Annotated in this window: 21 protein-coding genes; 13 read left to right on the forward strand and 8 right to left on the reverse strand. The window is 47.5% G+C overall.

Annotated features, from left to right (window positions below; genetic code table 11):
- Position 1: 1 nt before the first annotated feature.
- From AC3AP5_RS07035 to AC3AP5_RS07060, 6 genes are all read right to left on the reverse strand, one after another.
- A complete protein-coding gene (locus AC3AP5_RS07035) occupies positions 2-454 on the reverse strand; it encodes a hypothetical protein (RefSeq protein WP_272978419.1) in 453 nt (150 codons plus the stop codon).
- A gap of 89 nt (positions 455-543) precedes the next feature.
- Positions 544-1,308 carry an SDR family oxidoreductase gene (locus tag AC3AP5_RS07040; protein WP_071463645.1) on the reverse strand — a complete coding sequence of 255 codons (765 nt, stop codon included), beginning with the start codon at positions 1,306-1,308 and terminating at the stop codon, positions 544-546.
- 11 nt (positions 1,309-1,319) lie between these two features.
- On the reverse strand, positions 1,320-2,216 hold the full coding sequence (mmsB, locus tag AC3AP5_RS07045) for a 3-hydroxyisobutyrate dehydrogenase (RefSeq protein WP_487326384.1): 897 nt from the start codon (positions 2,214-2,216) through the stop codon (positions 1,320-1,322).
- Between the two features lie 29 nt (positions 2,217-2,245).
- Positions 2,246-3,382 carry an enoyl-CoA hydratase/isomerase family protein gene (locus AC3AP5_RS07050; protein WP_287831885.1) on the reverse strand — a complete coding sequence of 379 codons (1,137 nt, stop codon included), beginning with the start codon at positions 3,380-3,382 and terminating at the stop codon, positions 2,246-2,248.
- A gap of 9 nt (positions 3,383-3,391) precedes the next feature.
- Positions 3,392-4,549, reverse strand: coding sequence for an acyl-CoA dehydrogenase family protein (locus tag AC3AP5_RS07055; protein ID WP_006955273.1), 1,158 nt, complete (start codon positions 4,547-4,549; stop codon positions 3,392-3,394).
- Positions 4,550-4,572: 23 nt separating this feature from the next.
- Positions 4,573-6,069 (reverse strand): CoA-acylating methylmalonate-semialdehyde dehydrogenase, encoded by a 1,497-nt coding sequence (locus AC3AP5_RS07060; protein WP_286681765.1) that lies wholly within the window; start codon positions 6,067-6,069, stop codon positions 4,573-4,575.
- A 66-nt stretch (positions 6,070-6,135) separates the two neighbouring features.
- Between AC3AP5_RS07060 and AC3AP5_RS07065 the strand changes: the two genes are divergently transcribed.
- The gene (locus AC3AP5_RS07065) at positions 6,136-7,005 is read left to right on the forward strand and encodes an EamA family transporter (protein WP_286681764.1); all 870 of its coding nucleotides are present in this window, start codon (positions 6,136-6,138) and stop codon (positions 7,003-7,005) included.
- Here the strand turns inward: AC3AP5_RS07065 and AC3AP5_RS07070 are convergent, their stop codons facing one another.
- Positions 7,006-8,187 carry a thiolase family protein gene (locus tag AC3AP5_RS07070; RefSeq protein ID WP_006955270.1) on the reverse strand — a complete coding sequence of 394 codons (1,182 nt, stop codon included), beginning with the start codon at positions 8,185-8,187 and terminating at the stop codon, positions 7,006-7,008.
- A 77-nt stretch (positions 8,188-8,264) separates the two neighbouring features.
- Here AC3AP5_RS07070 and AC3AP5_RS07075 point away from each other — a divergent pair, with 77 nt between their 5' ends.
- From AC3AP5_RS07075 to rcsF, 11 genes are all read left to right on the forward strand, one after another.
- Positions 8,265-8,687 carry a MerR family transcriptional regulator gene (locus AC3AP5_RS07075; protein WP_006955269.1) on the forward strand — a complete coding sequence of 141 codons (423 nt, stop codon included), beginning with the start codon at positions 8,265-8,267 and terminating at the stop codon, positions 8,685-8,687.
- The gene (locus AC3AP5_RS07080; RefSeq protein WP_286681763.1) at positions 8,684-9,853 is read left to right on the forward strand and encodes an isovaleryl-CoA dehydrogenase; all 1,170 of its coding nucleotides are present in this window, start codon (positions 8,684-8,686) and stop codon (positions 9,851-9,853) included. Before AC3AP5_RS07075 ends, AC3AP5_RS07080 begins: the two co-directional genes overlap by 4 nt.
- 11 nt (positions 9,854-9,864) lie before the next feature.
- On the forward strand, positions 9,865-11,472 hold the full coding sequence (locus tag AC3AP5_RS07085) for a carboxyl transferase domain-containing protein (protein ID WP_286681762.1): 1,608 nt from the start codon (positions 9,865-9,867) through the stop codon (positions 11,470-11,472).
- An 11-nt stretch (positions 11,473-11,483) separates the two neighbouring features.
- Positions 11,484-12,269 carry an enoyl-CoA hydratase/isomerase family protein gene (locus AC3AP5_RS07090; protein WP_006955266.1) on the forward strand — a complete coding sequence of 262 codons (786 nt, stop codon included), beginning with the start codon at positions 11,484-11,486 and terminating at the stop codon, positions 12,267-12,269.
- Between the two features lie 11 nt (positions 12,270-12,280).
- Entirely contained in the window at positions 12,281-14,254 is a 1,974-nt protein-coding gene (locus AC3AP5_RS07095; RefSeq protein ID WP_487326385.1) for an acetyl-CoA carboxylase biotin carboxylase subunit, read from the forward strand.
- Between the two features lie 2 nt (positions 14,255-14,256).
- Positions 14,257-15,171: a hydroxymethylglutaryl-CoA lyase gene (locus tag AC3AP5_RS07100; RefSeq protein WP_487326386.1), complete on the forward strand. Its 915-nt coding sequence runs from the start codon at positions 14,257-14,259 to the stop codon at positions 15,169-15,171.
- Between the two features lie 5 nt (positions 15,172-15,176).
- Positions 15,177-17,123 carry an acetoacetate--CoA ligase gene (locus AC3AP5_RS07105; RefSeq protein WP_487326387.1) on the forward strand — a complete coding sequence of 649 codons (1,947 nt, stop codon included), beginning with the start codon at positions 15,177-15,179 and terminating at the stop codon, positions 17,121-17,123.
- A 13-nt stretch (positions 17,124-17,136) separates the two neighbouring features.
- A complete protein-coding gene (locus AC3AP5_RS07110) occupies positions 17,137-19,362 on the forward strand; it encodes a putative bifunctional diguanylate cyclase/phosphodiesterase (protein WP_487326388.1) in 2,226 nt (741 codons plus the stop codon).
- A 14-nt stretch (positions 19,363-19,376) separates the two neighbouring features.
- Positions 19,377-21,023, forward strand: coding sequence for an electron transfer flavoprotein-ubiquinone oxidoreductase (locus AC3AP5_RS07115; RefSeq protein WP_272977640.1), 1,647 nt, complete (start codon positions 19,377-19,379; stop codon positions 21,021-21,023).
- A 162-nt stretch (positions 21,024-21,185) separates the two neighbouring features.
- Positions 21,186-21,599: an H-NS histone family protein gene (locus AC3AP5_RS07120; protein WP_006955260.1), complete on the forward strand. Its 414-nt coding sequence runs from the start codon at positions 21,186-21,188 to the stop codon at positions 21,597-21,599.
- A gap of 72 nt (positions 21,600-21,671) precedes the next feature.
- Entirely contained in the window at positions 21,672-22,007 is a 336-nt protein-coding gene (gene rcsF, locus AC3AP5_RS07125; protein ID WP_272977641.1) for an Rcs stress response system protein RcsF, read from the forward strand.
- 19 nt (positions 22,008-22,026) lie between these two features.
- Here the strand turns inward: rcsF and AC3AP5_RS07130 are convergent, their stop codons facing one another.
- Positions 22,027-22,686, reverse strand: a complete 660-nt coding sequence (locus AC3AP5_RS07130) for a hypothetical protein (protein ID WP_272977642.1) — start codon at positions 22,684-22,686, stop codon at positions 22,027-22,029.
- A 219-nt stretch (positions 22,687-22,905) separates the two neighbouring features.
- Between AC3AP5_RS07130 and tsaA the strand changes: the two genes are divergently transcribed.
- Positions 22,906-23,619: a tRNA (N6-threonylcarbamoyladenosine(37)-N6)-methyltransferase TrmO gene (gene tsaA / locus AC3AP5_RS07135; protein WP_487326389.1), complete on the forward strand. Its 714-nt coding sequence runs from the start codon at positions 22,906-22,908 to the stop codon at positions 23,617-23,619.
- Positions 23,620-23,686 lie beyond the last annotated feature (67 nt).

The raw sequence follows: 23,686 nt of genomic DNA on the forward strand, positions 1-23,686 counted from the left end.
GTCATTTATCCCCGCCCATCGCGCCACTGAACTTATTCACCGCATCGATATACTTATCGCGGGGCAGTTCGTGTGCCATTAAGCCCAAAAATTCAGTAAGGTGGGTCAAAATTACGCTGACATTTAACTGCTCGCCGTTATCGAACTTCAGCTTAAATGAGTGCCATAGAGGTGAGTAGTCGACCTCAGTAACATCAGCCCAGCGTTGCGTACGAGGTTGAGACCATGCCTGCGTGTAACTGAGCTCTGATTGCTTCAAATTAATTTGTTTAAAGAAAATCTCGCCGGATAGCTTAAACGCGAAAACAACGCTCGCAAGGGCAACGATAGATGTGAGTATTTGCGACAGTAAATCGTTTGGCCACTCTAAATAAGCTAACGCTAAAATGCACAGTGCGAGCCAAATCGCGCAGATAGGAATGGTTTTAAAGAGTAAGGGATACGTCATTTTCATAGTTAAGCGTCTCTGTTAGCACTCGAGCAACGAATACTATAACAGAGACGCTCAGCTATGAGCCACATGGGGTTCGGTTTAGCGTTTAATTATAAACGCACACCACCGTCAATCTCCACGACGCGACCACTGAAGAAGTCGTTTTCAATGATATAACGCGCGCTATGAGCGATCTCAGTCGGCTGACCCCAACGTTTTAGAGGTACCATGGATAAAGCACGTTCTACCGCTTCTGGCTTCATTTGGGCAGTCATCGGTGTTTCAATAAAGCCTGGCGCGATAGCACCACAGCGAATACCATAACGACCGAGTTCACGCGCCCAAGTAACCGTCATTGCTACAACACCGGCTTTGGTGGCAGCATAGTTAGTTTGACCGATATTACCCGCGCGTGCGACGCTTGAGATATTAATGATGACACCTTTCTTACCGGCTTTAACCATTTGCGCTGCCGCTTCACGACCACACAGGAAGGTACCGGTAAGGTTAACATCCAACACCGACTGGAATTGTTGCAGTGGCATCTTCTGCTTGATTTCGCCATCTTTGAACTTAATCAATAACCCGTCACGCAATAGACCGGCGTTATTAACTAAGACATCAATGCCACCAAACTCTTGTTGAATTTGCTCAAATACCGTCTCGACTGATTCCTCATCGGTGATATCGACTTCATAGCCGATCACTTTTTTAGCACCCAACTTTTCACAGGCTTCTTGTGCATCACCTAATACATCGCCGTTAATATCAATTAACGCCAGTTGTGCGCCTTGCTTGGCAAAATCTTCTGCCATCGCCAAGCCTAAGCCTTGTGCGCCACCTGTGATTACAATTACGCTATCTTTTACTTGCATGAACTGCCTCTTTATTTTTTCGAGATCGGTGTCAAATAGTTAAAAATACTCGAGAAGTCTTGTCGACCATGGCCCTGCTGCGACCATCCATGATAGAGGTTACGGGTTAAAGCGCCCATCGGCGTAGCAGCGCCCGACTTTAATGCGGTTTGCTGTGCAAGACCCAAGTCTTTACTCATCAGATCAACCATAAAGCCACCCTGATAATCATTACTCGATGGTACACCTTCCATCACGTCAGGGCACGGATTATAGACTTCTAATGTCCAGTTGCGACCTGAACTTTGCAACATGATTTCACTCAATACTTTCGGATCAAGACCATTGGCTTTACCAAGTTGCAATGCCTCAGAAGTACCTACCATCAGTACTGAAAGCAGCATATTATTGCATATTTTGGCGATTTGACCCGCACCGACATCACCCGCGCGGAACACATTTTTGCCCATGTCATTGAGTACGGTGCGTGCACGATCCACATTGCCCTCAGTGCCACCGCAGATGAACGTTAAGGTCCCCGCTTTGGCGCCACCGACACCACCTGAAACCGGTGCGTCAATAAAGGCAATACCCGCTTGTTGTAATTGTTCACCCACATAGATCGCAGCTTCCGAAGAGATGGTACTGCAATCAATGACCAACTGCTTATCCGTCAATACGTGTACAAGTCCCTCATCACCTAAGTAGACCGACTCGACATGATGGTCGGCGGGTAACATGCTGACGACAAACTCCACGCCTTCAACCGCCTCGCGAGGGCTTGTACAGGCTCGGGCGCCCGCAGCTTCAACCTGTGCTAGGGCGTCTTTCGATAAATCAAACGCATTTACATTGTGACCTGCTTTAGCCAAGTTCATGGCCATCGGTCCACCCATGTTGCCTAATCCGATAAATGCGACATTCGCCATGTTCGACTCCTTCTTGTTGTCGATAGTTATTATTTTTTCATCAACACTTGCTCAAGCGCTGCTAATGGATGTGTACGCTCGCCCCACGGTGGATCGAAAAACCCGTCGATGGCCTCTTCCGTCACATCGCCTACGCTTGCAAACTGCCACTGCGGCTGTTTGTCTTTGTCGATGAGTAATGCACGAATACCCTCGGCGAAATCACCACGCACGGCGCAATTACACGATAATGTAAGCTCGAATCTAAAGCAGTCTGCTAATGACAGATCCGCACCATGATGAGTTTGTTGCCACACTAAGTGAGGCGTGATTGGGCAACCATGACTTAGATTTTTTTGCGCCTTCTGGAACCACTTATCATCTTGTTGCTCAGCCAAAACTCGTTGGGTCGCTTCCGTCACACTACTTGCAGACATACATTGTTGTATGGTCTCAAGATGGGGTTCAACTTGAGGAGTGGGTAACGCAGTATCATCTTGTTCAGCAAGACGCTCGAGTGTATCGGTCACTTTTTGATGATTCAGTGCGCCCGTATCACCCCATTCAATAGCCTGTAGTGCTTCGATGACTTGAGCTTTATGTTCGTGACCGACGAACTGATCAGCAAGATTAAGGAAAAGAGCGTCAGACGCATTCATAGTCGCGCCAGTCATCCCTAAGAATGCACCACAACCTTCCGGCATCCGGTTCAAGAAATACGTTGCCCCCACATCGGGGTACAAACCGATGGTTACTTCCGGCATCGCTAGCAATGAGCGTTCCGTTACAATACGGTGACTGGCGCCATTCATTAGGCCCATACCACCGCCCATCACAATACCATCACCCCAGCAGATGATCGGCTTTGGATAGGTCTGAATGGCATAGTCTAATTGATATTCCGTAGTAAAGAAGTTCTCGACTTCTTCAACTAATTGGCCGGGCTGTGCTTGCATCGCTTTGTACATAGCAACGATGTCGCCACCGGCACAAAACGCTTTTTCACCTGCGCCTTGCAGCCAAACACAAGCCACCTGAGGATCATCAGCCCAAGCTTGTAATTGGGGCAGCAGTGTTTCTGCCATTGCCAAGCTGAGCGCGTTGAGTGATTTTTCAGAGTTTAGCGTAGCAACGCCGATGACTTTGTCACCGGCGTTGATTGTTTCAAGAATTACGGGAGTTTGCATGCCGACTCCTTACAAAATTTGGCGGTCGCTATCAGCTAGAATGCGACGTGCAATGATCAGTCGCATCACTTCGTTGGTTCCCTCAAGAATTTGATGAACGCGCACATCACGAACATGGCGCTCAAGCGGATATTCTTTGATATAGCCGTAACCACCATGGATTTGTAGTGCTTCATTACACACTTGGAAACCGATATCCGTCGCAAAGCGTTTAGCCATCGCACAATAGGTTGTCTTATCGGGATCATTGTTATCCACTTTCGAAGCAGCCAATCGAACCATTTGACGTGCGGCAACCAGTTCAGTCGCCATGTCCGCCAGTTTAAACTGAAGCGCTTGGAATGCTGCTAACGGTTTACCAAACTGACTGCGTTCGTGCATATATGCAGATGCTGTCTCCAATGCCGCCTGCGCGGTACCTACGGAACAGACCGCAATATTGATACGACCTCCATCCAGTCCCATCATCGCGAACTTGAAGCCTTCTCCTTCATCACCCAACAAGTTCTTGGCTGGGATACGCACATCCTCAAAGGTTACCAGACGGGTAGGTTGAGCGTTCCAACCCATTTTATCTTCTTTTTTGCCATAGCTGATGCCCTTTGCATCGGCTGGCACAACAAAGGCAGAAATACCTTTAGGGCCCGCCTCTCCAGTGCGTGCCATGACCACCATCACATCCGTTGAACCGGCACCTGAAATAAACATCTTAGAACCGTTGAGAACGTACTCATCGCCTTCTTTTTTAGCGCTGGTGCGTAAACTTGCGGCATCTGAACCAGAGCCTGGCTCAGTTAAACAGTAAGAGCCGAGCTTTTCACCCGTCACTAATTCTGGCACCCATTCATCGATGACGTCTTGTTGACCGAATGAGCCAATCATCCAGGTCACCATATTATGAATGGTCATCATCGCGGTGGTGGCTGTACAACCACCCGCTAATTGTTCGAAAATGAGCGCTGAGTCTAAACGACTCATGCCAAAACCACCCGCCTCTTCTGGGGTATACATTCCCATAAAGCCCATCTCACCCGCCTTACGGAAAACCTCGATGGGGAAATGAGCTTCTTCATCCCAGCGCGCTGCGTTAGGTGCAAGTTCTTTATCCGCAAACGCTTTGGCAGTATCGACAAAGGCTTGTTGGTCTTCTGTTAATTCAAAGTTCATGCTAACTACCTTTAACTTATCAATTACTTCAGGTGAATAGACATATTAGGTCCACTCGCCTCAATATCACTCTCAAACCAACGCGCAGTCACGGTTTTGGTTTCGGTGTAGAAGCGGATCGCTTGCTTACCATAAGCATGCAAGTCACCAAAGAATGAACGTTTCCAACCAGTGAACGAGAAGAACGGCAATGGCACCGGGATAGGAATATTGATACCAACCTGACCGACAGTGACTTCGTGTTGATATTTGCGCGCTGCCGCACCATTCGAAGTGAAGATTGACGTGCCGTTACCGTACGGGTTGTTGTTCACCAACGTCAGTGCATCGTCTAGATCCTCGACTTCCATCATACTAAGCACGGGACCAAAGACTTCCTTTTTATAGATATCCATATCAGCGGTGACTTCAGAGAATACCGTTGGACCAACCCAGTTGCCGTCCGGCAAGCCTTCCACGGTGCAACCACGACCATCGACAAGTAGCTTGGCACCTTCATTTTCACCGTCGGTGATCATTTGTTCAATACGCTCTTTAGCTTGTGGACTAATGACAGGTCCGTACGCTGCGTTCTCATCGTTCCAAGCGCCTGGACGAACTTTTGCAATCGCTTCAGCGACTTCAGGGATCCACTCTTTCGCCGCGCCGACAAATACTGCGACTGAAATTGCCATACAACGTTGGCCTGCCGCTCCGACAGAAGCACCGACGAGGTTGTTAATGACTTGCTGCTTGTTAGCATCAGGCATGATGACACAATGGTTTTTAGCGCCCGCGAACGCTTGTACGCGTTTACCGTTCTCAGTACCACGGCGATAAATGTATTCGGCGACAGGTACTGAACCAACAAACGATAACGCATGAATTTCAGGATGGTCTAAAACGAAATCAACTTGGTCTTTACCACCGTGAATCACCTGCAGTACGCCTTTAGGCGCGCCCGCTTGCTCAAATAGCTCAACTAAGCGTGTTGGCGTCAATGGATCTTGTTCTGAAGGCTTTAAGATGAAAGTGTTACCACAGGCAATAGCCATCGGGAACATCCATAATGGGATCATCGCGGGAAAGTTAAACGGCGTGATACCCGCACAAATACCGAGCGGCTGAATGTAGCTGTAAGAGTCGATAGAGCGTGCTACGTTTTCGACCGTCTCACCCATCATCAATGATGGAATGTTCGCGGCTTGCTCAACCACTTCAATGCCGCGCCATACATCACCTTTGGCATCTTCAAAGGTTTTTCCAGTCTCTTGCGCTAAGATTTCTGCAATTTCTTCTTGGTGTTCTTTAAGCAATGCCTGATAGCGCATCATGACACGAGCACGCTCAGAAACAGGCACTTCTTTCCACGTTTTAAAGGCTTCTCGTGCACTCGCAACAGCAGCTTCCATCTCGTCTTGAGTCGCGCATGGAGCTTCAGCAATCACTTCTTGGGTCGCTGGATTGGTTACCGGAATCCAAGACTCAGCTTTTGAAGCGCGAAACTCTCCGTCGATATACAGAGGCACTTTTTTAGACATAACTCACCTTCTTGTTGTGTTATTTTATAAACCAAATTTTCATAATCCTTAAAAGAGACGCATACCGTGCCACTTTTAATTCTTATTACGTTACTCTGGGCGGCAAGCTTCTCGCTCATTGGCGAATACCTTGCCGGCCAAGTTGATGGCTATTGGGTCGTGTTTATCCGCATGCTACTGGCTTTGTTTACTATCTTGCCATTATTCAAATGGCGTCAGCTCAAAGCCTATTCGGTTAAAACACTGACCCAACTTGCCGGAATTGGTGCCGTACAAATCGGCTTAATGTACTTGTTTTTGTATCACGCATTTCTTTATTTGAGTGTCGCCGAGGTACTATTGTTCACGATATTCACCCCGCTTTACATTACACTCATCGACGAAATCATTTTAGGGCGCCGCCGCTTACCATTCACTTGGTGGCTCGCAGCCGCCATCTCAGTCTTAGGCGCTGCCATCATTCGTTACCAGGGGCTAAGCGCTGATTTCATTATTGGCTTTGCTTTGATTCAAGCCGCCAATTTATGCTTCGCTGCCGGCCAAGTAGCATACAAACGCTTAGACCTCGGCTCAACGCAAAATCAAATTCAACAATTCGCCGCATTTTTTGCCGGTGCTAGCCTCGTCTCTGGCTTAGGTGTTTTACTGTTTGGCAATCACCAAATGCTACCTACTACACCCTTACAATGGGGCATTTTGTTGTGGCTCGGCATTGTCGCCTCCGGCCTTGGCTATCTCGGCTGGAACCTAGCCAGCAAATGGGTCAATACCGGACAGCTCGCGGCTATGAATAATGCCTTAATTCCCGCTGGGATTCTCGTTAACGTATTGTTTTGGCAACACGATACCGACTGGTTAAGATGGTTGCTGGGCGCGAGCTTAATTGTTATTGCTGTTATTTTGGCTTCGCGCCAGCAACGTAACCTAAGCCGTTGACTACATCATTTCAACGGCAAGTGCGACGGCTTCACCACCACCAATGCATAGTGAGGTAATACCCCGTTTCTCGCCGCGTTGCTTCAATGCGTGAAGCAAGGTAACCAGCAAGCGGGCGCCACTGGCACCAATCGGATGACCCAACGCACACGCACCGCCGTGGACATTAACGCGGTTAGCATCAAGCTTCATTTCGTTGATTGCTAACATGGTGACCATGGCGAACGCTTCGTTGATTTCCCATAAATCGACGTCTTCTTTGCTCCACCCGACTTGGTTCAACAACGCGTCCATAGCGCCAATAGGCGCCACAGTAAACTCAGCAGGCGCCTGAGAATGAGTTGCATGCCCTTTAACGCGAGCAAGCGGTTTCAAACCGCGCTTAGCAGCCTCACTCTCGCGCATCAATACAAGCGCCGCAGCCCCATCCGAGATTGAGCTTGAGTTGGCAGCTGTAATAGTGCCGTCTTTCTTAAACGCTGGACGTAGTTGTGGGATCTTATCGAGTCGTGCTTTACCCGGCTGCTCATCGGTATCTACGGTAACATCACCCTTGCGCGTTGAATAAGTCAACGGCGTAATTTCACCTTTGAAGTAACCTTTTTCAATGGCGGCCTGCGCTTTCTCTAACGAGTTAATCGCGAAGTTATCCATCGCATCGCGATCTAATCCATACTTGTCTGCGGTATCCTGAGCATAACAGCCCATGGCTTTACCTTCGTACGCGTCTTCTAAGCCGTCGAGCATCATGTGGTCAAACAATTGACCATGTCCCATACGGTACCCATTACGGCCTTTGTCAAGTAAGTAAGGCGCACGCGACATACTTTCCATACCGCCTGCCACAACAACATCTGCTGAGCCTGCACGAATTAGGTCCGTTGCAAACATCGCTGCTTTTAAGCCTGAACCACAGACTTTATTAATGGTCGTAGCACCTGTGCTTTGCGGTAAACCGGCATATAACATCGCCTGACGTGCGGGCGCTTGACCTAACCCCGCCGGCAGTACGTTACCCATAATGACCTCAGAAACATCGGTTTCTTTGAGGCCGCTATTTCCTAACGCAGCTTTAATCGCAGTAGCCCCTAAATTAGGCGCACTGACTTCACTCAGGCTACCTTGGAAGCCCCCCATTGCTGTCCGGTTTGCGGCAACAATTACGACCGAATCGTTTGACATCTTTCCTCCAATACCACTTTACGTTAACGTAAACTTCCTCTAAGCTTAGATCTTAGGTCAACTAAAAAGCAAGTCTGATGAGTAACAAAATCACTTATACGATCGGCGAATTGGCAAAACAATTTGACATTACGACCCGTTCTATCCGCTTCTACGAAGACGAAGGGTTGCTGTCGCCTCGTCGTCAAGGTCAACATCGAATTTACAATAATAAAGATCGCGTCCGTCTAAAACTTATTTTACGTGGCAAGCGGTTAGGTTTCTCGTTAGCTGAAACCCGACGTTTATTTGAGTTGTATGACGCAGACAATAGTTCGGCTGCACAGTTAGAAAAGGTACTTGAGTTAATCGCCGAGAAAAAGGCATCACTCAAGCAACAAATGGAAGATATCAACGTATTACTGACTGAGCTCTCGGGTCTTGAGCAACGTTGCCAAGACGAACTTGAGTCAGTGCGAACGACAACCAAGAAAGTAGTCTCATCTCAGGAGTCATTATGATTACGCAATTTAATTCTTTTAACTTTGGCTTAGGCGAAACCGCGGACATGCTGCGTGAAGCAGTCAACGCATTTGCACGCGATGAAATCGCACCTCGTGCAGCTGAAATTGATGAAGCCAATGAGTTTCCAAGTGATTTATGGCGTAAACTCGGTGATATGGGTCTACTTGGTTTGACAGTTGACGAACAGTATGGCGGCTCAGGTATGGGTTACCTTGAACACGTCATCGCGATGGAAGAAATAAGTCGCGCATCAGCCTCTGTCGGCTTAAGTTACGGTGCTCATTCAAATCTGTGCGTTAACCAAATCGCGCGCAACGGCAACGAAGAACAGAAACAAAAATACTTACCTAAGCTCTGTACCGGCGAACATGTAGGCGCGCTCGCGATGAGCGAACCTAATGCGGGTTCGGACGTGGTCAGCATGAAACTGAAAGCCGAGAAGAAAGGCGACAAGTACGTACTAAACGGCAATAAAATGTGGATTACTAACGGTCCCGATGCCGACGTTTTTGTGATTTACGCTAAAACTGACGCCGAAAAGGCCTCGCGTGGTATCACCGCGTTTATCGTTGAGAAAAACACCCCAGGATTTAGCCAAGCCCAAAAGCTCGACAAACTTGGAATGCGCGGCTCAAATACTTGTGAGTTGGTGTTCGAGGACGCCGAGGTACCTGCGGAAAATATTCTCGGCGAACTTAATGGTGGCGTTGAAGTATTGATGAGTGGCTTAGATTACGAGCGCGCTGTACTCGCGGCGGGCCCGTTGGGCATCATGCAAGCGTGTCTAGATACCGTCGTTCCCTATATCCACGATCGTAACCAGTTCGGCAAAGCGATTGGTGAGTTTCAATTGGTACAGGGTAAGGTCGCAGACATGTATACGCGCACTAACGCAGCGCGTGCTTACGTTTACGCGGTGGCGCAATCGTGCGACCGTGGTGAAACCACGCGCAAAGACGCAGCGGGTGCAATACTTTATGCAGCCGAGCTAGCGACTCAACTTGCTCTTGATGCGATTCAATTGCTCGGTGGTAACGGCTACATTAACGAATACCCGACTGGACGTCTGTTACGTGATGCGAAACTTTATGAAATTGGTGCCGGTACATCAGAAATCCGCCGTATGCTGATTGGTCGTGAGTTGTTCAACGAGTCCAAATAAAAGGAGACGCTGTGGCTATTCTTGCAAGCAAAGTCAACACCCGCGACGAGCAGTTCAAAGCGAACTATGAATCGATGCAAGCGGTCGTTGATGACGTGAACGCTAAAGTCGAACAAATTAAACAAGGCGGCGGTCCTAAATATCAAGAGCGTCACTTGTCGCGCGGTAAACTTTTACCGCGCCAACGTATTAATAAGCTGCTTGACGCTGGTTCAGCGTTTTTAGAAATCGGTCAGTTCGCTGCATGGGACGTTTACGACGATTACGTACCGGCAGCCGGTGTCGTGGCGGGTATTGGTCGCGTCGAAGGCGTTGAGTGTATGATCGTTGCTAACGACGCAACGGTAAAAGGCGGTACTTATTATCCCTTAACCGTTAAGAAGCATCTGCGCGCGCAAGAAATTGCCGAACGATGCCATTTGCCGTGTATTTATTTAGTCGACTCGGGCGGTGCCAACCTACCTCGTCAAGATGACGTATTCCCTGATAAAGATCACTTTGGTCGCATCTTCTTTAATCAAGCCAACATGTCAGCTAAGGGCATTCCGCAGATCGCGGTTGTCATGGGTCTATGTACAGCTGGCGGTGCTTATGTACCTGCCATGGCCGACGAGAGCGTGATTGTAAAAGAGCAAGGCACTATTTTTCTTGCCGGTCCGCCGTTAGTTAAAGCGGCAACGGGCGAGGAAGTCAGCGCCGAAGAACTCGGTGGTGCCGATGTACACACGCGGGTTTCTGGTGTTGCCGATCACTTTGCCCATAATGACGAGCATGCTCTGGCATTAGCGCGCCGTTCAGTGGCACGATTAAACCGCCCCGCGCCCACTCAGTTAGATCAACGCGAAAGCAAGCCGCCGCGTTATGATGCAAAAGAACTCTATGGCATCGTTGGCACCGATTTACGTAAGCCTTACGATGTTCACGAAGTGATTGCGCGTGTCGTCGATGACTCTGATTTTGATGAGTTTAAAGCGAACTATGGCACCACGCTGGTGACGGGATTTGCGCGTATTCACGGGTATCCCGTCGGGATCGTGGCAAATAACGGTATTTTATTCTCCGAAAGTGCACAAAAAGGTGCTCATTTCATTGAATTGTGCGCGCAGCGTAAAATTCCTCTCGTGTTCTTGCAAAACATCACCGGTTTTATGGTCGGTAAAAAATATGAAGCCGAGGGTATCGCTAAGCACGGCGCTAAAATGGTAATGGCTGTATCCTGCGCCAAAGTACCTAAGTTCACCGTGCTCATTGGCGGGAGCTATGGTGCAGGTAACTACGGCATGTGCGGACGAGCCTACGATCCGACCCTGATGTTTATGTGGCCAAACGCACGTATTTCGGTAATGGGTGGTGAACAGGCCGCCGGTGTAATGGCTCAAGTCACCAAGGACAATCTTGCGCGTAAAGGCGAAAAACTGAGTGCGGAAGATGAAGCCAAGCTGAAACAACCGATTGTTGAACAATACGAAAAGCAAGGTCACCCCTACTATGCTTCGGGCCGTTTGTGGGATGACGGTATTATCGACCCTGCACAAACCCGCGATGTGCTGGGCCTTAGCATTGCCGCTTCACTTAACGCACCGATTGAAGACAGCCAGTTCGGCGTATTCCGGATGTAAGGAGAGCAATCATGAGTGAATACACTGAATTTTCTATCGATTCTCGTGGTGTCGCATGGCTTACTCTGAATCGTCCAGAGGTGCACAATGCCTTCGACGATAAAATGATCGCTGAGCTCGTTGCCGCATTAACTGAAGTTGAAGAGTCTGAACAGGCACGCGTTTTAGTGTTGCGTTCCAATGGCAAAAACTTTTCCGCGGGCGCCGACTTAAACTGGATGCGCTCCATGGCGGATAAGGATTATCAAGAAAATATCGATGATGCCGCTGGTCTCGATCGCTTAATGAGCCAACTTGATCAGTTAAGCAAACCCACCATCGCACTCGTGCAAGGCGCTGCGTTTGGTGGCGCTGTTGGCTTAGCCGCCTGTTGCGACATGGTTTTAGCACAACCCAAAAGCAGCTTTTGCCTGAGCGAAGTCAAAATCGGCCTCATCCCCGCTGTGATAAGCCCTTATGTCGTACGTGTTATGGGTGAGCGCCAAGCGCGTCGTTATATGCTGACCGCCGAACGTTTCTTTGCCGAAAAAGCCTTGCAAGCAGGATTAGTCACTGAAATTGTTGAAGAATTTGAAGACACCTTGCCATCACTTCTTGAGGCACTATTAAACAATTCACCACAAGCCTTGGGCGCGTGTAAACGCCTTATTCGTGGCGTTGCACACCAACCCACTAGTGACCCGGTGCGCCGATTTACTATCGAAGAAATTGCAAAAATTCGCGTATCAGATGAAGGTCAAGAAGGCCTCACTGCATTTCTAGAAAAACGCGCGCCGCAGTGGCAAAGCAAAAGTTAACGGGATTATTTATGATTCAATCACTTCTTATTGCAAACCGTGGTGAAATCGCTTGCCGTGTTATCGAAACGGCACGCCAAATGGGTATCCGCACCATTGCGGTATACTCGGCTGCGGACGCACAGGCACGGCATACGCAACTTGCTGACGAAGCCTATTACATTGGTCCGGCACCGAGCAACGAAAGTTACTTAAAAGCAGACACGATTATCAACGTCGCAAAATCTGCCGGTGCCGATGCTATCCATCCAGGTTACGGTTTTTTATCTGAGAATGAATCGTTTGCTGAACTCTGTCAGCAGAATGATATTATTTTTGTCGGTCCACCGGTTTCGGCGATTGCTGCAATGGGGTCTAAAAGTGCCGCTAAAGCCATTATGGAAGAAGCGGGTGTACCTTTAGTTCCTGGTTATCATGGTAGCGAACAAGACGAAGACACACTATTTGCCAAAGCGAAAGAGGTTGGCTTCCCACTGCTTTTAAAAGCCGCTTATGGCGGTGGTGGTAAAGGTATGCGCGTGGTCGAATCGGAGCAGGATTTTAAATCTGCACTAAGTTCGGCAAAACGTGAAGCGAAATCATCGTTTGGCAACGACAAAGTCTTGTTTGAGCGCTTTATCCGTAATCCACGCCACGTAGAGATCCAAGTATTCTGCGACCAACATGGCAACGCGGTATATCTTGCAGAACGAGATTGTTCGGTACAACGCCGTCATCAAAAAGTCATTGAAGAGGCGCCTGCGCCGGCGCTATCGGAAACAACCCGTCAAGCGATGGGTGAAGCTGCCGTCAAAGCAGCAAAAGCTATTGACTACGTGGGTGCAGGCACGGTTGAGTTTTTATACGACGCCAGTGGCGAGTTTTTCTTCATGGAAATGAATACTCGCTTACAAGTCGAACACCCCGTAACAGAGATGATTACCGGCTTAGACTTAGTCGAATGGCAGCTCATGGTCGCCTCTGGGGACAGCTTACCGTTGACGCAAGACGCCGTCACCGTTAACGGTCATGCTTTCGAAGCGCGTATTTATGCAGAAGACCCTGCCAACGACTTTTTACCGAGCACGGGCACGATCCGTCACCTTCGTACCCCAGCAGTCAATGCCGGCGTGCGTATCGATACGGGTGTCGAGCAAGGTGATGAAATCTCGAGTTTCTACGATCCGATGATCGCCAAATTGATTGTTTGGGATACTGACCGAGATCGCGCCTTACTGAAGTTACAACGCGCTTTGAAGCAGTACCGTGTGACGGGCTTGCATACAAATATTGAGTTTTTACACCGGTTAGCAAGCCATCCAGCATTTATGCGCATGGATCTCACGACTGAATTTATCCAGCAGTATGAACAATCGTTATTCCCAGAGTCGACCCAAGATCTTAATTGGGTACGCACTGAAGCGGCAGTATTTGATGTATTACAACGTCAAACGCAAATCAACACCAACAATAGTCCGTGGAATCGTGCTGATGCACTGCGCTTGAATGAAGCCGCCGTGCACGTGGTTGAATTCAGTGACGGCGAAGAACTGAATCATGTTGAGCTCGAGCAAACAGATAATGGCTTTAGCGTGACAATTGGCGAAGAGCGCTTTGCCATCCAAGCGAGTATCCGAGATGATCAGCTCAACGTTGTTGTGAACGGTCATCGCTATCAGCGCTACATTGCGACCTGTGATGACACACTCACTGTATTTACCGAACAAGGTCCAGTGACACTGCATCGCCATAAGGTGGCTGATACCTTGGTCGATGACAATGCCGGTGGAGGCCTGGTCGCGCCGATGAATGGCACAATCACAGATGTTTTGGTCAGCAAAGGCGACCACGTTGAGAAAGACCAAGCCCTTGTCATCATGGAAGCAATGAAGATGGAGTACACCATTAAAGCGCATTGCGCAGGTGAAGTAACTGACGTATTTTTTGCCTCGGGTGACTTAGTGAGTGATGGTGACGAACTCGTTGCTATTGCCGAGAAGGAGTAAGCATGTTTAAACGCAGCGCTATGCCGGATGAAGTCAATATCGTCGAAGTCGGTCCACGCGATGGCTTACAAAATGAAGTGGCGGTTCCGACCGCCGCTAAAATAGAGCTGATTAATGCCCTGTCTAAAACGGGCCTAAAATATATAGAAAGCGCTAGTTTTGTCAGCCCGAAGTGGGTGCCACAGATGGCCGACAGTGGCGAGATCATGGAACAGATAGAACGTCACTCTGGGATTACTTACTCCGCTCTGACACCCAATCTAAAAGGATTGGAGAACGCGCTCGCGGTGAATACTGATGAGGTTGCCGTTTTTGGTGCCGCATCAGAACAATTTAGTCAGCGTAATATCAACTGTTCTATCGACGAGTCACTGGAGCGCTTTCGTCCGGTAATCAGCCAAGCACGACAAGCGAATGTACGCGTGCGCGGCTACGTCTCGTGTGTTCTAGGCTGTCCTTACCAAGGCGATGTACCACTCAAAGATGTCGCACATGTAGCGCAGCAATTGATCGAAATGGGCTGTTACGAAGTGTCTCTTGGCGACACAATTGGTGTCGGTACACCGCTACAAGCGGCTGAAATGGTTAAAGCCGTGCTTGAGGTAGTGCCGGCGGATCAGTTGGCGTTGCACTTTCACAATACATACGGGCAGGCTTTGGCTAATATTCTTGCCTGTTTGGAACTCGGCGTGAATACCGTTGATAGTGCGGTGGCAGGCTTAGGCGGTTGCCCTTACGCAAAAGGCGCCAGCGGTAATGTGGCGACCGAAGATGTGGTATACATGTTAAACGGAATGGGTATTAAAACGGGCGTCGAGCTTGATGCACTCGTCCGCGCAGGTGCTGATATTTGTCAGCACCTCGGACATGGCCCTCGCTCTCAAGTGGCACTCGCAGAACTGGCAAAAAAAGGATAATTAACATGGCAGCAGAACGACTTTGGCAACCCAGTGCGGATCAAATCGCTGAAGCGCGCATGAGCGATTTCCTGCAACAGATAAACGTGCATAATGACGCGGGTCTTGCGAATTATCACGAACTCTATCAGTGGTCGATTGATAACAACGAAGCATTTTGGTCGCTGATTTGGGATTACTTTGATGTGATTGGCGACAAGGGTGACGTCATTGTTCAAGATAAAGACAAGCTTCCAGGTGCCAAGTGGTTTCCAGAGGCGGAGTTGAACTTTGCGGAAAACCTACTGCGTCATAAAGATAACCACAGCGCACTGGTATTTCGCGGCGAGAACGGTGAGCGCCAAGAGCTCAGCTATGAAGCACTCTACTTGCAAGTTGCTCGTGCTGCACATGCACTAAAAACGCAGGGTGTATCGAGTGGCGATCGTGTCGCAGGAATGATGCCCAATTGCATTGAAACCATCGTAATGATGCTTGCCACAACGAGCTTAGGTGCAATTTGGTCATCCTGTTCACCGGATTTTGGTGTGCAAGGTGTACTCGACCGTTTTGGCCAGATTGAACCGAAAGTCCTGATTACAGTCGATGGCTACTTTTATAACCAAAAAAATCTCAATATAAAGGATAAAGTAAGCGAAATTGCAGACAACTTGCCGACTGTTGAGCATTTGGTACTTGTTAACTTTAGCGGTCAGTCAGAGGTGGTCGATGACGCTCGCATGGTGCGTTACGAGGATTTCCTAGATAATGATGCTAGCCATATTGATTTTGTAAGAAAGCCGTTCAACCATCCGGTCTATATTATGTTTTCTTCAGGTACCACAGGCGTGCCTAAATGTATTGTTCACGGTGCTGGCGGCACGTTATTACAACATTACAAAGAACACGGCTTGCATACTGACTTAGGTCGTGAAGATACGCTGTTCTACTTTACAACCTGTGGCTGGATGATGTGGAACTGGCTGGTCAGCGGGCTCGCATTAGGTGCTAAGTTAGTCTTGTTTGATGGTTCACCATTCGCTCCTAAACCGGAAGTGCTTTGGGATATTGCCGACGAAGAGCACATCAGCGTGTTCGGTACCAGTGCAAAATATTTATCTGCGCTAGAAAAAGCCGATGTCAAACCGCGTCAATCTCACGAGCTAAAAGCATTGCGGAGCATATTGACCACAGGCTCAGTCTTGCCTCCAGAAAGTTTTGACTACGTCTACCGTGATATTAAAACTGACCTTTGCTTATCATCAATTTCAGGTGGAACCGACATTGTTTCGTGTTTCGCCCTAGGCTGCCCTATCCTGCCGGTTTATCGCGGTGAGTTACAATGTCGAGGACTCGGTTTAGCGGTCAATGTGTACAATGATCAAGGCGAAGCTGTTAAACAACAAAAAGGCGAGTTGGTGTGCGAGAATTCATTTCCCAATATGCCCGTTGGGTTCTGGGGTGATGACGATGGCCAACGCTATTTTAACGCCTACTTTGCACGCTTCGATAACATCTGGGCACACGGCGACTTTGCCGAGTTAACCGAACATGACGGCGTAATTATTTACGGTCGGTCGGATGCAGTACTTAACCCAGGTGGTGTGCGTATTGGCACAGCGGAGATTTACCGCCAAGTTGAGAAGGTGGACGTCGTCCTAGAGAGTATTGCTATCGGTCAACAATGGGACGACGATGAGCGCGTGGTACTATTCGTGCGTCTACGTGAGGGCGTGCAACTTGACGACGCCTTAGTAAAAACCATCAAGCAAACGATTCGTGCAAACGCTACCCCTAGACACGTGCCTGCGGTTATATTACAAGTGAACGATATTCCAAGAACCATTAGTGGTAAGATCGTTGAACTTGCGGTTCGTAACGTTGTGCATGGGCAACCCGTACAAAATACCGATGCGTTGGCGAACCCCGATGCCTTGAACGAATTTAAGGATCGTCCAGAGCTCAGTCGTTAAGAGAGTCTAATTCATGCGTTTAAAGCTTTTTGCAGGTGCTAAGCAAGCCGTTATTACCATAGTAACAGGGGCCTTAATCTCAATCATCGCGTTCTCCTATGTACGCTATCTAGAGAATATAGATGCACGCGAGGCACTTGAAAACGAAGCTTATAATATTCAGCGCGAAGTTCGACAAAACTTGGTGGCGCACTTATACGCCACTGAGTTATTCGCGCGTGAGTTAAAACAGAGTAAACAAGAGCTCGATGATAGATGGAACGACGATGCGAATATTATCTCACTCTATTATCAAAGTATCACCGCGATGGTGTGGTTATCCCCCGATTTAGTCATTCAAAAATACTATCCGCCCGATCGTCAAGCGCAATTATTAGGCACGCCTTTCAAAGGTTCTGAACTGACAACGACACTCCTGAAGTCTGAGGGTAATCAGCATGCGATGATAGGTAGCGCCGGTAACTTAGGGCGAATCGGTAGCGACATTGTTATGTTTTCGCGCATCGAAAATGCCTCGCGCCAAGGCTTTTTAGGATTGATCATTAGTCTGCAAGATTTATTAAATAATGTCATTCGGCAGAATATTTCTGAAGGTTATCAAGTAGCTATTAGTCGCGACGGTCAGACGCTCTATCAGTTTGCCGGTGACGTCACCTTGCGAGACCAATGGGCCGTTAGCCGTACCCTTCAGCTGCTAGGCTCACAATGGCAATTGCATGTGTGGATGACGCCCGCAAGGCTTGCAGAGGAACGACAAGGGCTTGCCCTCACCTTGTTATTTACCGGGTTATTCATCACGGCGATGCTGACCTTGGTGTTCTATATTGTTGCTCAAAGCCGATACAAAGCCCAGCAACTCGCAGATGCGAACATCGAACTTTATTCAGAAATCGACGAGCGAGAGCGCGTTGAAAAAGAAATCGCATATCTTGCTGAACACGACGCCCTGACGCGTCTAATAAACCGCAATGCGTTAATGCGAATTCTTTCCGAATGGCTCGCTGATGACGCCAAGAACGGCCTTACTGCAATATTATTTATTGATTTGGATCGCTTTAAAGAAGTCAATGACGCGCTCGGTCATACCGTTGGCGATGAGCTGATCAAGCGGGTAGCTCGCCGCATCAAAAAGCTAGCGCCCAATGAAGCTGTGTTGGCTCGTTCGGGCGGGGACGAGTTTCTATTGGCCGTACCTCACTCGACATCCCGTGAGCACATCCTGACGCTTGCCGATCAATTATTGCAAGCACTCGACGCTCATTTCTATGTCGATGAATACGAGCTATTCATTAGTGCATCCATTGGCATCGCATTCGCTGAAGATGCGGACAATAATCCCGAGTATTTAATTCGAAATGCTGATACGGCTCTTTATCAAGCAAAAGATAATGGCCGCAACACCTATCACATATATAGCCAAGCAGTGCATCGCGATTTGGCAAAAAAATTAGAAATGGTCAAACAGCTACGTCATGCAGTAGAGCAAGAGGCTTTAGAAGTTTATTATCAGCCGAAAGTAGAGTTACTTGGCCACCGAATTACAGGCCTTGAGGCGCTCGTACGTTGGGTAAAAGATGATGGTACAGTGATTGGCCCTGACCAATTTATTCCTATCGCCGAGGATACAGGCTTAATTATACCACTATCCGAGTACGTCATGCGGACCGCCTGTAACCAACTTAAACGGTGGCACGAAATGGGCTTCAATGATCTCACAATGGCAATCAATATCTCGGGTAAGCAGTTACACCTGCCTGACTTAGTTGACACCATTGTTGATAATGTAAGCGAAGCACGACTATCACCCAAATGTATTGAGTTAGAACTCACGGAACAAGTGTTTATCGAAAATATACAATCGCACACCAACTTTATGCACTCCGTGCGTGAGCATGGTATGTCGCTTGCTATCGATGATTTTGGCGTCGGCTATTCGTCGTTGTCTTACCTGAAAAACTTTCCAGTGACTTCGCTCAAGATTGATCGCTCATTCGTGCGCGATCTGCCAGACAACGAAGACGATGCAGTTATCGTTCAAACCATTATAAATTTAGCGAAAAACCTAAATATTCAATTAGTCGCTGAGGGTATTGAAACCAGCGAGCAAGTCGAGTTTTTATTAAGTAGAGACTGTGGCATAGGACAAGGCTACTTATTCAGCCGACCCGTCCCCGCAGACGAAATTACACAGCTATTGCAAAACTATCATGGCCTGATGCCGATTGATATCAGCTCATGATTATGGAGGTTAACGTGGAACGCGAAAGTATGGACTTTGACGTTGTCATCGTGGGCGCCGGTCCATCTGGGCTGGCGGCAGCATGTCGACTAGGGCAACTTGCTCAAGAGAATGAGCAAGAACTGATGATTTGTGTGGTTGAAAAAGGTGCTGATATTGGTGCTCACATATTGTCAGGTGCCGTATTTGAGCCGCGCGCAATGAACGAACTCTTCCCAGATTGGAAGGAACGCGGTGCGCCGCTCAATACAGCCGTCACAGAAGATGAAATACTGCTATTAAATGATGCGCAAAATAGTCGTAAATTACCGCATATTGCAGTACCGAAAACCTTCCATAACGAAGGTAATTACATCGTTAGCATGGGTAACATTTGCCGTTGGTTAGCGGAGCAAGCTGAAAGCCTAGGTATCGAAATTTTTCCGGGATTTGCCGCAAGTGAGTTAATTAAAAACGAAGACGGTAGTATTGGCGGTGTTATCACTGGCGATATGGGCGTTGCAAAAGATGGCTCAGAAAAAGATGGCTACATGCCAGGCATGGAGTTGCGTGCAAAATACACGCTTTTTGCTGAAGGCTGTCGTGGTCATTTAGGCAAACAATTATTACAACAATTTCAACTCGATAAAGACGCGACTCCACAACATTTCGGTATCGGCTTTAAAGAAATCTGGGATATTCCGGCTGAACAACACAAACCGGGTAAAGTTGTACATACCGCAGGCTGGCCTCTTAATGACAACGGTTCAGGAGGGGGTTATTTATATCATGCCGATGATGGTCAGGTGTATGTCGGTTTAATTATCGACTTGAACTATAAGAATCCTTATCTCAACCCATTCCAAGAGTTTCAGCGATTCAAAACCCACCCTGCGATTAAAGCGGTATTAGAAAATGGTAAGCGTGTGACATACGGCGCACGAGCGATCGCTAAAGGTGGTTATTATTCATTACCTAAGATGACTTTCCCAGGCGGAATTCTATTAGGTTGTAATGCCGGCACGCTGAACTTTTCTAAGATCAAAGGTAATCACACGGCGATGAAGTCTGGCATGCTTGCGGCAGAAACGGTATTTAAAGCGCTCGCTGAGGGCAAGCAGCATGATGACTTGGAAGCCTATAAAAACGCATTTGAGAAGTCATGGGTATTTGATGAGTTGTACCGCTCACGTAATTTCGGTGGCGCAGTTCACAAATTAGGTACGGTACTAGGTGGTGCTTACAATACGCTTGACCAAAACTATTTCGGTGGCAAATTACCATTTAAATTTAAAGAGTGGACGCCCGACTATAAATGCACGGAAAAGGCAAGTCATTATCAGCCGATAGATTATCCTAAGCCAGATAATAAATTGACGTTTGATCGTTTGTCGTCGGTTTTCTTATCCAATACTAACCATGCTGAAGATCAGCCGTGCCACTTGAAATTAAAAGATGCGGATATTCCCTTAACTGTCAACTTACCTGAATACGCTGAGCCTGCACAACGTTATTGCCCAGCGGGGGTTTACGAAGTCGTAGAAGAAGATGGTAAAGATGTGTTTAAGATTAATGCACAAAACTGCATCCACTGTAAAACCTGCGATATAAAAGATCCGAGTCAAAATATTACTTGGGTAGTCCCTGAGGGGGGTGGCGGCCCGACTTACCCCAATATGTAATTCAATTGAAAAAAAGCGAGCTTAGCTCGCTTTTTTTATGTTTATAAATAAACAGCTAATCCAATTGTAATATATCTCGTATTTAGCATTTACTTATAGAATTACCAGTGAGAATTGTTTTATAAACACTGCACCCATTACTTAATTATCGGAGATGAATCCATGAGCGAGTTTATTAATATAATTTCACACGAACGTCGTTTGAACGCAGCCCTTAAAGAATTAGATTTAAACGAGCTATATGACATTCAAAAGAAACTCTCAAATGTAATCAGCAAGCGTGAAGAAGACGCACTCGAACAAGAAAAAGCACTTGAAGAAAAACGTCAGAAAGTCGCCGAACTTAAGCGCAACATGCAAGAAGCCGGCATTGATATTTCTGACATTTTAGAAGATGAAATTGGTGGTGATAAACTCGTATCACCAAAACGTAAGCGCGCACCTAAACCCCCTAAGTATGAATTTAAAGACGAAAACGGCGAGTTAAAAACTTGGACAGGTCAGGGGCGTATGCCTAAAGCACTACAAAACGCGTTGGACAACGGTCGTGCACTTGAAGAGTTTTTGATAAAGTAGTGAAAAGTATTTAATTGGAGAATGTCATTGGGGATTCGAATACTCTTAGCAGTTGTGTTTTGCAGTGCATTGATGGCTGGATGTTCAACTGGTAACCAATATGGTTCACAAGAATCTGCTCTAAGAGCCCTCAATGTCGCCCCCAATGATGTTGAGCTGCATGACCAGCAGCTCAACCCGAATCACCATAAGATCTTGAGTGTTGTTACTGGAGATAGTTGCCAAGCAACCTTTCGTGGCGCCCCTGCTTCAACTCTAGATGCTCAACAAGCACTTCGTAACGATGCAGCACGTTTCAATGCGACAGATGTATTCGCTGTACAGTGCTTTAATATTCCGACAGATTCAAGCGCTCGGTGTTACACTCAAGTCAGTTGCGTTGGCAAGGCGATAGTACCAAAGCAGTAACTGTCGCCACGCCAATGCGTTAATTCAATTCCACAAAATCTAGGGTAATATCGCCTACTCCGACTTCCGCTTTAATGCGATATTCACCCGAACTCGTCAACTCACTCTCTGAGGTCATTAATACGCGCTCGCGATTCGAGTTTCCACGCACCGAACCGCGGATACGGGTGTCACCAATGCCGGCTTCGGCTTTTACTCGCTCTACGTCACTACCGTGCAATACTAAGTCAATCTCACCCACGCCCACTTCAAAAGAGGCATTAGTGGTATACAGTTCGCCAGACATCTCACCCACACCAAGCTCTGCATCAACACCTTTCAGTTTGGGTAAGGTAATACGCCAAGTAACTTCAACCTCTTCGTCATCCGGTTCAATACTTAATTCTAATTCATTACCGTGTTGATCGGCCTCTAAGTGCACGCTGTTAATATCACCACCACCATAGAAAAAACTATCATCATTGGCCTCTATAACGAGCTCAACTTCGACAACCTGTGAGTTTATATCGCCTTTCACGAATTCAACTGTTCCGACGGCTGCTTCAACACTCAGCTCTGTATCTGAAGACACGTTGAATGTATGTGAACGCTTAACAACGTCTTGCGCACAAGCTGCTGAAGTCACGGTCAAACCACCGACTAAAAAAATTGCTATGGGCCATACTTTATTTTTCATCATGTTGCTTTCCTTTCTATGTTATTTTTGTAGCTGACGTTCCAAACATCGTGAACAGGTCAAACTAAACAGTTATGTTGTAGTAAAGATTTAGCAAAGCGTGTGCCAAAGTTATTTTTTCTTTTAAATACAGAAGCTTAGATAAATTTTATAGCTTTAGTGCAATGCTTCTATTTTTTCCAACCACCAAAATTTAGTTAAATCCGCTAACAGTTAAGATAAATGACAAACAACCTAATGCCCCAAACCATCGCTCATATACACACACCTTTTCCTGAAAAGTTTTCTGTACCGCGCCAACCAGGACTCGCTACCCACGTTCAGGGCATCATCAAGCCTTGCGGTGATTACGATTATCCCGCAGCGTTCAGCGGAATCGAGCAACACAGTCATCTTTGGTTAGTGTTCCAGTTTCATCACAACAAAGGCTCACAGTGGCAGGCACAAGTGAGACCACCGCGACTTGGAGGAAACCAAAAAGTCGGCGTATTTGCCACCCGCTCACCGTTTAGACCCAACAACATCGGTTTGTCGGCGGTTAAATTATTAGCGGTTAATAATGAACCGTACTTTCATTTAGTCGTCGCCGGTGCCGATTTAGTTGACGGCACTCCCTTAATCGATATCAAGCCTTATATTCCGTATTGTGACAAAATAGACGACGCTAGCAGTTCGCTCGCACCCGAAGCACCTAGCGCCAGCTTCGCGGTCTTTTTTGCTCGCGATGCGGCACATTTCATAAAGCAGCAAAAAGAGACTTATCCGCAGCTTGAGTCGTTAATTGTTGAATTGCTTAGCTTTGATGTGCGTCCCGCCTACAAAAAGAACAAAACTGACAATAAAACCTACGCAAGCCGCCTATATGATTTAGATATAAAGTGGCGAGTTGTGGACAACGAAGTGACCGTAGAAAAAATTGTCCGCTATTGTCCGTAAAAGGCTTTGTCGCTTGCAGATAGGCTGTTAAACTTCCCTCCGATTTTGTTCAACTGACATAGAGATT

It is taken from the genome of Idiomarina sp. D18, from assembly GCF_057748155.1.